The sequence below is a fragment of the Leptothoe sp. LEGE 181152 genome (genome assembly GCF_032906605.1).
Taxonomy (GTDB): Bacteria; Cyanobacteriota; Cyanobacteriia; order Phormidesmidales; family Phormidesmidaceae; genus Leptothoe; species Leptothoe turfae.
In genome coordinates this window covers 110,276-121,205 of the sequence record NZ_JASATU010000058.1, presented here as the reverse complement: position 1 = coordinate 121,205, position 10,930 = coordinate 110,276, and the positions used below count along the sequence as shown (strand labels likewise).

The following is a 10,930-nucleotide window of genomic DNA, read 5'->3' as shown; positions in this document are numbered from 1 at the left end:
TTTCACTCCCTAATCAGGTTATTCATTTTACTGAACTCAGCCATACCCCAAGGGATAACCTTCAATTTTCTGCCCTATCCAGTAGCTTGAGCAGACTAACTCTTATTAGACTGATAGTCTCAGTATATCTGACCAAAATAGGGTAGATATGTTGATTCTTCGCAGAATATATCGCAAATTTGAGCAGATATACTGCAATTTGTCCATATAGAACGCTCATATTGGGTAAATAAGTAGGTGTCCAAAATGGTTTACATAATGCTTTTTTCTAAAATGCTTAATCCACAGTAATTTTCAAGCTAGACATTGCATAAAACATTTGGCTTAGGCACTTATATTGTAAATTTCAGTATAGCTGCCGAGTTTTCTCAGTAACTTAAGTGTTGTACTCTGCCGAGATAAAAATCATCAGAGTAAGTCTATGGTAAAACGGTAGGCAGTTTCAGGGGTTTGCCCCATCAGGTTCATGCAATTGCCCATCGTTGCCCCCGCCCCACTTGTGAGTGAACATGCTCAAGCGTTTCGGCATTTGTTCTGTGACGAACGTCAGTACCAGCATTTTCAGAATTACTTGACGGGGTTGATGGTGTTGGAGAATAAAAGCCTCGCGAATATTAGTCGATGTACCTTAGAGAGTTCGGATAAGAGCAATATCTCTCGCTTTCTATCGTCGGCCCCCTGGCACCCCCCTGTGGTCAACGAGACTCGCATTCAGTACATGTTGAGCCAAACGACATCGTTACGCTTGAGTGCTGGTGGTTCTAACCTCATTCTGGACGATACGCTATGTGAGCATGTCGGCAGTTTGTTTGAGTATGTGGACCGTCATTACAACCATAGTCACCACACCTATCCGTTAGCGCATAATCTAGTTACGAGTCACTATTTAAGTGGGGCCGTTCGGTTCCCCGTGGATTTTGAGGTCTATCGTCGGTATGAGGAGGTGACGGAGTGGGAAACCTTTGTGACCCAGTATTTCCCAAACCAGGAGATACCGAAGACTCGTAAAGCACGGACAAAATTACACAAACAGGTGGACCCAACTCTCCTGCAAGATCCAGCCTTTGCCAAGCTCGATAAATTGTTTTGCACCAAAATCGACCTTGGGATGCTGTTGGTCGACCAAGCGATTGAGCGAGGGTTACCCTTCAAAACGGTACTGATGGATAGTTGGTACCTATCGCGTGAGGTGGTTGAACATCTTGAGGCCCATCATAAAGATTGGGTGAGTTTGCTCAAAGCGAATCGGAATCTAGAGGCTTACAGCATTCGCCTGAAGGACGATACGGGACAACGAATCGTCTTCAACAAACCGCATATCAAGGTTGAAGACCTGATACCGTTGATTCCAAAAACAGCCTTTAAGCCATGCCAGGTCGGGGCTCATGTCTATTGGTGTTTTACCTTATGTGCTCGCATTCCGGGGATGGGTAAAGTCCGTCTAGTGATTAGTTTTGAAACAGCCGACCTGAGTGACACCTATGCCGTCTTAGTCACCAATCGGAAAGACTGGTCGGCAAAACAAGTGCTGGCAAAATATTTGAACAGATGGCCGATAGAAACATTTTATCGAGATGGAAAGCAACATCTAGGGCTCGATGCGTATCGAGTACGAACATTTGAAGCCATTCAAACCCATTGGTGTTTAGTGTTTGTAGCTTATTCACTCTTGCCTCTAGCGTGTCTGCCTCCACCCCCGAAAAATGCAATGGGTAAACGCCCTACCAAGCCCATCAAAACCATTGGGCAGGTCTGTCGTCAACAAGGGCAAGCGCTGATTGAAAAACTCATTCTGTTTGCTCATGATTGCTTACAGCAGGGGGAAACGGCTGCCGAGGTGTTTCGCAAATTGTTTGCTAAACAAAATAAGGAGATACCTGCCTAATCTCACGATTAACATCACACCCTATTTTTCTACGAAGAGAGCGCAACACTCAAGTCAGTAAGTTTTTCTGGTTGCAGGTCAAGATAAACACATTTGTTCTGTGCCTGCTACCTATGGGAACTCAACCGCGAAAACTATTAGACCAAGTCAGAGACCAGATTCACTTAAAGCATTACCACTATCATGCTGATTCGCTGTCGATGCCAACGAACAGCTTCATTTGGTTGATCAACCACCGTAATCCCCATTGCAGTCAGCCGGTCGCGAATATCATCTGCCGTTCAAAATCGCGTTGCTAACGGACCGACGGTAGATATATCGAGGAGTAGATATATCGAGGAGCGAACTTACTCCTTTCCGACTGCTAGCTAGTGATTGTTAGCTCTATGTATCCGGTGAGTGGATCAATCTCCCGCTTAAAGATAGCGTCAGGCACAATTCCCAAGACTATCTCTGCTGTCGTGTAGATATTCGAGCCATCCATTAAATGACCACCGATGACCTGGCCTTCACTATCTGATACGACAATGTGTAAATGAGCACCATGTTGTGAGAGTGTACCTTCTAGCGACACTATCTCTAGCGGCTGTTTAAAAACTGTTCCTTCTGGTTGATTGGCAAATCGGATCGCTGCTTTGCGTAAACTACCCACACAACTCAGCATATAAGCGGCATCTATTTTTTGGTCAATACAGTATCTCAACAAAGATGGTTTGAGATCTTCTCCAGGCTTAAGACGAATAGCAATCACGTCCACATCTTTTTCCACGGGTATAGCGCTTACAAAGTCTACAGCTGAATGGATTACTCCAACCTGCATATCTAAGGACGGGTGAGATAGCAGTGGCAATCAGGTTTTTCTATCAGGGTTTCCACTAGTGCATTCAGGGTAACTGCCGCCAAAAGACCACCTCCCAAACTGCCTTGAATGGTGATGTAAGGCACTGGTAGCGACATCAGCTGGCGCTTGGCTGCAGGAGCATGACTAAAGCCAATGGGCATCCCAATCACAAGAGCAGGTTGAAGTTTTCCCTGGTCAATCCACTGGCAGGCAGCCAGCAAGACCGAAGGGGCATACCCCACCATCAGCACACAGCCTGCCGGAGCTTCCTGCAGCCGCTGCTGCCAGAGATTATCCTGCCAAAATGCTTGCTCGGCATCAGCGGCTCCGGCGATGTGGGGGTCATCAATCAGCGTTGTCACGGGATTTCCTAGATGGGCTAGCCGTGTCTGATCCAGGGTGGCAGCAACAGCGGGGACATCCACGACAACTGAACAGCCTGCTTTGAGGGCAGTACGGGCAGCAGCGACAGCCTTGTGACCGAGGCGCACAAAACTGACCAGACTGACATCGCCGCAGGCCAACACCAATTGATGCAACAGGTGAACCGTAATTTCAGAGTAGTGAGATAAATCGGGCAGTAACAGCTTCAACGACTCCTGAAATTGCTCCGGGTGTGTGGTGACTTCGGTATCAAAATAGCTCCAGATCTGATCCAGTTGCCCCAATCCGGCTTGGACATCGACATCTAATTGCTTCAGCTGCGATAGCGCTTCTGCCTGGGCGATCTGACAGTTGCGATCGCGCCCCAACAGACCTTCTAGTGCAGCTGCTGTTTGGCGGAGCTGGGTCATCTGTTGTATGACCGTATGGTATTGCTGCTGTAGCTGGATGATCAATGTAGTATCCAGGGTGGCTTCAGGGTGGCTGTCTAAAAGCTGGCGAATGTGAGACAACTGAAACCCCTGCTGCTTCAGTGCCATTACCCGCCGCAATCGTTGCACATCCTGCTGGGTATACAGCCGGTAGTTACCTTCAGACCGCTGGGGCTGAGGCAGTAAGCCAAGGGTATGGTAGTGCCGTACCATGCGCGGGGTGACGCCACTCCCCACGGCATCCGTCAGTTCTTTAATAGTCAGATGGTCTGTCTTCATTCACTGAGTTTACAGTAACCTTGACATTGACACTAATGTCAAGGTTTATGCTGGCGGATAGTTTTTATTGGACAGATCAGATTATGGCTGCCAGAGCCCTTGCATCACCCCGTCTCTCGGCTTTATTTAAGGATGTATTCAAGCACCATCCCGAGGCCGTCGCTGCGATCACCTGCGCCATCCTGGTATTGCTGGGCTGGCAGTCCCTCAATTTTGGCTGGGTGGGAGGAGGTCTTTTGATCCTGACGGTAGCTTACGTTATTGGCGGTTTGGACAGCGCCCGTGACGGTATTACAACTCTGTTACAAGAGAAAGAGCTGGATGTTGATTTGCTGATGATCGTGGCGGCGCTGGGCGCTGCCAGTTTGGGGCTATGGCAGCAGGAATACTACCTGATCGTCGATGGAGGCGTCCTGATCTTGATCTTTGCCATTAGTGGGGCTTTAGAAGGCTACGCCATGCAGCACACCGAGCGCAGTATCCAGGGGCTGATGAGCTTAACAACAGATACCGCCCGACTTCTGAACCACGGGCAGGAGCGCACTGTCCCCATTGCCCGTCTTAAGGTAGGCGATCTCATTTTGGTCAAGCCGGGAGAGCTGGTGCCCACCGATGGTGTAGTGGTAGACGGCGCGAGTATCCTCAACCAGGCTTCGATTACGGGAGAGTCTGTGCCCGTAGAGAAAACCATTGGGGATGAAGTCTTTGCGGGTACGCTGAATGGCCATGGGGCACTGCGGATCAAGCTGCATCAACCGCCGGAAAGCAGCTTAATTCAGCGGGTAATCCGGCTGGTGCAGCAGGCCCAGACAGAAGCACCTCCCTCTCAGCAATTTATCGAGCGGTTTGAGCGGGGCTACGCCAAAGTGATTGTTATTACCGGAATACTACTAGGCATACTACCCCCTTTCCTGCTGGGATGGACCTGGGAAGAAACGATTTATCGAGCGCTGATTTTTCTGGTGGTGGCCTCCCCCTGTGCCCTGATGGCCTCGATTATGCCCACATTGCTATCGGGCATTGCCAACGGAGCCCGTCGAGGCATTTTGTTCAAGAACGGGGCACAGTTAGAGCAGATTGGACGTGTGCGTGCGATCGCATTTGATAAAACCGGCACTCTAACCACAGGCCATCTGCAGGTTGTGAACATGGTAGCGGCTCAGCCCGACTCAAGCCAGCTCCTACAGGTAGCAGCCGCGCTGGAGAGTCTGTCGGAACATCCCATTGGGGACGCCATTGTTCAGGCAGCCCGCCAGCAAAACCTAACCTGGGCAACAGCCACCAACGCTCAGGCCCAGGCTGGACAGGGCCTCACCGCCAATCTGGAGGGTCAAAGAGCCGTAGTCGGTAAAGCGGTCTTTGTTCGCACACAGGTAAAGACCATTGCTCCCCATTGGCTGGAGCAAAGCCAGCAGTGGGAATCAGAGGGTAAAACAGTGGTCTGGGTCGCCCAGGCGGGAGAACTGTTGGGACTGATTGCCGTAGCTGATATCGTTCGACCTGCCGCTGCCCAGGCTGTGGCCCGCCTCAAACAGTTGGGTATAGAGCATATTGTCATGCTGACGGGGGACAATCCCCGCACCGCCAACAGCATCGCTGAGCATGTGGGTGTGGATCAGGTTTACGCAGAACTGTTACCCGAAAATAAAGTTGACGTGATTCGTCAACTTCAACAGCAGTATCAGACCGTTGCCATGGTTGGAGATGGCATCAATGATGCCCCAGCCCTGGCCCAGGCCACCGTTGGCATTGCCATGGGGGCGGCGGGTAGCGATGTGGCGCTGGAAACCGCTGATATTGTGTTGATGGGCGATCGCCTGGAGCGATTAGAACATGCGATTCATTTAGGTCGTCGCGCCCAGAGCATCGTGAAGCAAAATATTGTCTTTGCCCTGAGTTTTGTCGTGATTTTGTTAATCCTGAATTTTGCAGGCAATATCACGCTGCCGTTTGGGGTGTTAGGCCATGAAGGCTCCACAGTGCTTGTCACATTAAGTGGATTGCGATTGTTGATAAATAGATAAGGGATGCGCGGGAAAATAATCTACCTGTTGAGAGGCTTGGTGACAATTGGTTCCCCTTCGTAAGGGGAACCGTCAGGGAGGGGTTTTCGATACTAGCGCTGTTGGTCGAACCCCCTCCGCCTACGGCACCTCCCCTTCGTAAGGGGAGGAAATCCTACAACACAATTTCAAACGGGTATTCTATTGATTGGCAGATCCCTAAGACGCTGGAGCATCCGCGACTCTGCAAGTACGATATGACGCTCATGCGCTGATCGACAGCCCGCGCGTCATCAAGATGAACAACTATAGTGTGACACGCCACCAACGTCAGAAAACGCGCTAGGTCTTAGATGATAGTATTTATCTTCTACCTCTTGTGATTGCTCATCATAGGGATAGCTAAGGACTGCTTGCAACTCTTTAACTAACGTGTAGTCACCCTGCATGGCTTGTTGATAGGCAGGAACAATCAACCACTCTCGCCATGCGTATTTGGGATTAGTCTGTTTCATCTTTGTGGATATCTCAGCCAAATTGCCCTCGTTAATGAGACCGCGCCAGCTTTTTAGCCAAGATTGCCATTGTTCATCAAATTGTTGTGACGTTTTACCATAGAAGCTCTTTTTCAATGCTGAGACATCGTCTGGTATATGGGATAACTCGCGGAAGAAAATGGTGTAATCCACATCTGAGTGGGTCATTAGCTGCATTAATGTCTGAAACAGCTCTGGGTTAAATTCAGTTAAGCCAAGTTTGGCCGCCCACATTGTTTGGAGTTGTTGTTGCATGGCTTCTGCAAAGCCACGGCCTACTTGGTCAAACTGTTCTAACGCGTCAGCATCGCCCGCCAGTAACGGTCTCACAGTTTTCCAAAACATGTAATAATTCGCTTCTGCTGCGTTCGGCTGATTGATGAATGCAAAGTGTTCGCCGCCACCAGTCCAGGGTTGAAACCAAGGGTCAAAAATTTCGCAAAACCCAAAGGGGCCATAGTCGAGGGTAAAGCCACCAGCGGCGCAGTTGTCACTGTTAAAATTACCCTGGCAGTAACCCACACGTAGCCAATGGGTCACCAGTGACGTCAGACGCTGGCGAAATAGCTTAGCTAACTCAACCAATTGAGCTGCAAAACCAAGAGTTTGATTAATATCACTTTTGTATTCTCGCTCAATTAAATGGGACACTACCATGAGCAACTCTTCTGATGCTTTTGGATGGGCATTGCTGCGATCGCGACGAGCAAATAACTCCAGCTGACCAACGCGCAAAAAAGATGGTGCAACGCGAGTTGAAATGGCTACCGGATTGTCCACCAAAACATCAGGCTCAAGCGAGCAGGAGTCTTGGGAATACCAAGGCCGGGTAACGGTCTCAGATTTAGAAACATACAGTGTCAAGGAGCGCGATGTGGGCACACCTAACGCGTGCATGTATTCTTGCGCTAGAAACTCACGCACACTTGACCGTAGTACTGCGCGCCCGTCGGCACCACGGCAATAAGGTGTTGGGCCACCCCCTTTCAATTGCATTTCCCAACGCTGGCCATTGATGATTCCTTCAAATATAGATATTGCTCGACCATCACCATAACCATTACCCGTACCGAATGGACAATTTTGGATATATTCGGTGCCATAAATCGACAGTGCATACCCTGTCGCCCAACCCACATGACGCATCGGCTCATGGGCGACAGAGAGATCACCAGAAAATAATTGCCGAAATTTTGCATCCAGCGCCAGCTGATCGCTCAACCCAAGTTCTTTAAAAAAGGTGCTGCTGTGGGCTACATATTCGGGTTCTGCAAGCGGCATGGGTGCCACAGGTACAAAATGACCTGAAAAAACCTGGCGGGCACGGTGATCATCCCCATCGACCGTGGCATCAGGATCGGCATTTAAGGTATCCATCAGGGAATAGTCTGCTAATTGCACAAACTCGTCGAAGGTGGTTACGCAGGGCTCAGCAGAAGCCTCTGCTGAGGGTGTAGATGGATATGACATTGTCGCTGGCGAGGGAAAGATTTATGTTTAATTGTAAAGGCTGGCATATTGAATGTGGAGCTTTCTAGGCTAATTGACTTGTTGGTATGCTCGATGATGCAGACCTATTACCGTTTAGCTTCCTCAATCAGCTGTGCTAATGCTTCCAAGGCACCAAATAGCCTGGCTAAATTATCAATAGTGTAGTTACCGGTGCTTCTGGTGAATGTGTCTAGCACCAATCGACCAAACTGCCAAAGGTTACCATCGGTGACGATGCCATAGACCGTAAATGTGGCATCCTCGTTTATTTTCTGGGAGGCTACTAACTCGGCTAAACATTGTCCCCATCCATGCTCAAAGTCGTTTTTCTTGGCTTCTACGACGACTACAATCGGCGTTTCTAGGACTGTTTTTCCGAGGTTTGAGCGCTTTGAAAAGATGTAATCTGGCGTCCCTGAAAGTGTGGAATCATAGGAGATACTCTTTTGAATCCAGAAAGAATAGTCTTGACTGTGTTTTTTATACAGCTCGCGCAGTAACGGGGATATAATCAGCTCGCTACGCGATGCCTCCGATGTGAAAATATCAATATTCTCTTTGCTAAATCGAAAATCGCTTAGAAAAGCTTCAGAGGGTGATATCTCCGTCACCGTAAGAAAGTCATGTTCATCATATTTGATGTCATACTTCTTCTGCACATCTGCAACAGTTTTGAAATCACTAAATGACATTTTTAGAGTTACCTATTCAAAGTCTTCGTCCAAATAAATGTGAATAGAAATATCACTCATAGATTCCGTACTCGTGAATCAATCAGCTGATCAGGAATACGATTTCGCTCAATGTATTCGTTGATTTCTGCTTGATGATCCAGGTAGTAGCTGAGTGCATCAAAAACCTGGGATAAACCAAGGTGTGGCAGTCTTTGGGGGATTTCCTCAGGTGAAACTCCAATACGCCACATTTCTACAATTGCTCTAACAGGTGTACGAGTACCTTTAATAATGGGCTCATTGCTCAGTATTTGGTCATTTCTGACAATATGGCAGTGCTCTGTCGTTTGTACCATACTGATGTTCCGGAGGGATCAATATATAATCGGTTCTATTTTAGCTTGAAAAGAAATTTCCGAGCCTGTTCAATCTGTTAGGGCAGATTAGATGCTCAACCTGACGTATGAGTACAAGCTACTACCGTAAGCCGATCAGATTGAGCGCGATCTAGAGATGTGCTGCAAGGTCTCGAATTATGTGTGGAAGGAACAACTTTTTCTGACAGGTAGCTTACTTCCTAGAAGCTGATTGGTGACAGCCTCAGCAACTTTTGGAGAGAATTAATGTTCCCGTTCACTCGTCGCAAAAACTTTTCGCACTCAGCGAAAAGACTCAATACGATCGGTGTGCAACGGGGTTGTTAGGCTACCTCCGATTGCAGTTAGACTGCCCCCAACTTTGTTTTTATCGCAGTGACTATCTCATCTGCCAGTTCATCCACAGAGCTGACTCCATTTAGAACCAAATCGCAATTCTTCAAGACCCTTGCGTTTACTTGAAGATACATTTCTCGGGTAGCACCATTAAGATACCCCGTTAGATATTCTTTAAGATAGGCTGCCAGATATTCTGGATTTCTTTTAATGAGACACCATTCAACATCTCGAAGCAGCCGACGTGCTAAGGCAACTTCTAGCGGAAGGTCGATACATGCTACAAAATCAATAAGTCCATTCATCTCGGCTCGTTCTCTACCAAATGGCTCCTCAATAACAATGAAGCTGGCCGCCTTGATCATTCCTTTGTTATCGGGGAGAGAAATGGATTCCCCATGCCGTAACATCTGCAAGTCTTTAAGGAGTTGTGGGGTTTCCCATTGATTAGGATCGGCTCCCTCTCTAATCCACTCAGAGAAGTTCGAGGGGTATTTCGATACGGAAGCGTAGTCGTCGAAATAGAAAGATACAGCATCCTCTAGCAAACTGGTTACTTTTTGAACCAGAGAAGTTTTTCCTGATCCAGAGGGTCCACTTATAGCAACCACAAAACTTGGCAATTGTTTGTTAGTCATCCTGTCCATGCCCTTAAGTCTTGGCAGCCTAACGCCAAGCTCACCGGCACATGCTGTGGAGAAGTTTTTGTGTGATAATCGAGCGCAGCGACCCAAACAAAAACGGGCGGAGCTGCATGTGTCCGTGTGCAGCTTTTTGTCAGGAAAAATTCAACTCCATAATTGTCTCTTCGAACTCTTCTTGATTAACCACTTCGAAACCAAATCGCTCAAAAAAGTGTTTCATTACGTCATGACCTTCAACGTAACATATCGAAATAGAAGTAATACCGTTCAATGATTTTATCTCCTGAATCGCTAAGTCAATTGCTTTTGTCCCATAACCTTTTCTTTGTTGACTTACATCGATCAATAGTTGATCTATAAATATTTCGTTTGATTTCCCATCTCTATAGTTCGGATAATATTGAAGAAAACCGACAGGCTCATCTCCCAAGTAGATACCTCGATTCACATAGTATTCATAGAACTTTGACGCTGCAATAGCCTCCGATGGGAGCGCAACAAAACCCTCCTGCTTTTCTGTAATTTCTAAGTCGATCATATCGACCCAATTGTCTTTGGTAATATTTCTTAGATTAATATCCAAAACATACACCCTTACTAAGATAGGCTTCTAACTCTTATTTAGACTGATTCTTCGTAGTATATCTCGCCAAATCAGATGGATAGGCTGCAAGTTGTCCACATAGTACGCTCAAGTTAGGTGAATATATTACAAGTTTCAGTATAGCTGCCGAGTTTTATCAGTATTTTTTTAATTACAGGTCAAAATAAACACATTCTTTTTGTGTCCAATACCTACAGAATCACAACCACGAAAGCTACCAAACCAAGTCAGAGACCAGATTCACTTAAACCATCACTCCTATCGCGCTGATTTACTGCCGATGCCAACGGACGGCTCCATCGGGCTGATCAACCACCGTAACCCCCGCTGCCGCTAGCTGATCGCGAATATCATCTGCCGTTATAAAGTCTCGCTGTTGTCGGGCCGTTTGGCGCTGCTGGATAAAGTCTGCGATCGCACCCTCATCCAATCCACCCGTTGCCAC

At 47.7% G+C, this 10,930-nt stretch carries 10 protein-coding genes; 2 read left to right on the top strand and 8 right to left on the bottom strand.

Going from position 1 to position 10,930, the window contains the following annotated elements:
* Positions 1–466 precede the first annotated feature (466 nt).
* Entirely contained in the window at positions 467–1,885 is a 1,419-nt protein-coding gene (locus tag QGP82_RS26255) for an IS701 family transposase (RefSeq protein ID WP_499061494.1), read from the top strand.
* 364 nt (positions 1,886–2,249) lie between these two features.
* Here QGP82_RS26255 and QGP82_RS26250 read toward each other — a convergent pair whose 3' ends face one another.
* Positions 2,250–2,705 carry a PPC domain-containing DNA-binding protein gene (locus QGP82_RS26250; RefSeq protein WP_499061493.1) on the bottom strand — a complete coding sequence of 152 codons (456 nt, stop codon included), beginning with the start codon at positions 2,703–2,705 and terminating at the stop codon, positions 2,250–2,252.
* Between the two features lie 2 nt (positions 2,706–2,707).
* Entirely contained in the window at positions 2,708–3,820 is a 1,113-nt protein-coding gene (locus QGP82_RS26245) for a precorrin-8X methylmutase (RefSeq protein ID WP_499061492.1), read from the bottom strand.
* 83 nt (positions 3,821–3,903) lie between these two features.
* Here QGP82_RS26245 and QGP82_RS26240 point away from each other — a divergent pair, with 83 nt between their 5' ends.
* Positions 3,904–5,844 carry a heavy metal translocating P-type ATPase gene (locus tag QGP82_RS26240; RefSeq protein WP_499061600.1) on the top strand — a complete coding sequence of 647 codons (1,941 nt, stop codon included), beginning with the start codon at positions 3,904–3,906 and terminating at the stop codon, positions 5,842–5,844.
* A gap of 272 nt (positions 5,845–6,116) precedes the next feature.
* On the opposite strand, the gene QGP82_RS26235 is transcribed toward QGP82_RS26240, so the two are convergent.
* The 6 genes from QGP82_RS26235 to QGP82_RS26210 all read right to left on the bottom strand — a co-directional run bounded on the left by QGP82_RS26235 (position 6,117) and on the right by QGP82_RS26210 (position 10,930).
* Positions 6,117–7,829 carry a protein adenylyltransferase SelO gene (locus QGP82_RS26235; protein ID WP_499061491.1) on the bottom strand — a complete coding sequence of 571 codons (1,713 nt, stop codon included), beginning with the start codon at positions 7,827–7,829 and terminating at the stop codon, positions 6,117–6,119.
* 107 nt (positions 7,830–7,936) lie between these two features.
* Entirely contained in the window at positions 7,937–8,542 is a 606-nt protein-coding gene (locus tag QGP82_RS26230; protein ID WP_163698146.1) for a hypothetical protein, read from the bottom strand.
* 56 nt (positions 8,543–8,598) lie between these two features.
* Entirely contained in the window at positions 8,599–8,880 is a 282-nt protein-coding gene (locus QGP82_RS26225; protein ID WP_163665220.1) for a DUF433 domain-containing protein, read from the bottom strand.
* A 365-nt stretch (positions 8,881–9,245) separates the two neighbouring features.
* Complete coding sequence (locus QGP82_RS26220) at positions 9,246–9,875, bottom strand: nucleoside/nucleotide kinase family protein (protein ID WP_499061490.1); 630 nt, start codon at positions 9,873–9,875, stop codon at positions 9,246–9,248.
* Positions 9,876–10,014: 139 nt separating this feature from the next.
* Positions 10,015–10,464, bottom strand: a complete 450-nt coding sequence (locus QGP82_RS26215) for a GNAT family N-acetyltransferase (protein WP_163665216.1) — start codon at positions 10,462–10,464, stop codon at positions 10,015–10,017.
* A 292-nt stretch (positions 10,465–10,756) separates the two neighbouring features.
* A complete protein-coding gene (locus QGP82_RS26210; protein ID WP_499061489.1) occupies positions 10,757–10,930 on the bottom strand; it encodes a CysS/YqeB C-terminal domain-containing protein in 174 nt (57 codons plus the stop codon).

Coding starts and splice junctions, on each gene's coding strand:
- QGP82_RS26255 (WP_499061494.1), top strand. CDS start 467: ATGCAATTGCCCATCGTTGCCCCCGCCCCACTTGTGAGTGAACATGCT.
- QGP82_RS26250 (WP_499061493.1), bottom strand. CDS start 2,705: ATGCAGGTTGGAGTAATCCATTCAGCTGTAGACTTTGTAAGCGCTATA.
- QGP82_RS26245 (WP_499061492.1), bottom strand. CDS start 3,820: ATGAAGACAGACCATCTGACTATTAAAGAACTGACGGATGCCGTGGGG.
- QGP82_RS26240 (WP_499061600.1), top strand. CDS start 3,904: ATGGCTGCCAGAGCCCTTGCATCACCCCGTCTCTCGGCTTTATTTAAG.
- QGP82_RS26235 (WP_499061491.1), bottom strand. CDS start 7,829: ATGTCATATCCATCTACACCCTCAGCAGAGGCTTCTGCTGAGCCCTGC.
- QGP82_RS26230 (WP_163698146.1), bottom strand. CDS start 8,542: ATGTCATTTAGTGATTTCAAAACTGTTGCAGATGTGCAGAAGAAGTAT.
- QGP82_RS26225 (WP_163665220.1), bottom strand. CDS start 8,880: ATGGTACAAACGACAGAGCACTGCCATATTGTCAGAAATGACCAAATA.
- QGP82_RS26220 (WP_499061490.1), bottom strand. CDS start 9,875: ATGACTAACAAACAATTGCCAAGTTTTGTGGTTGCTATAAGTGGACCC.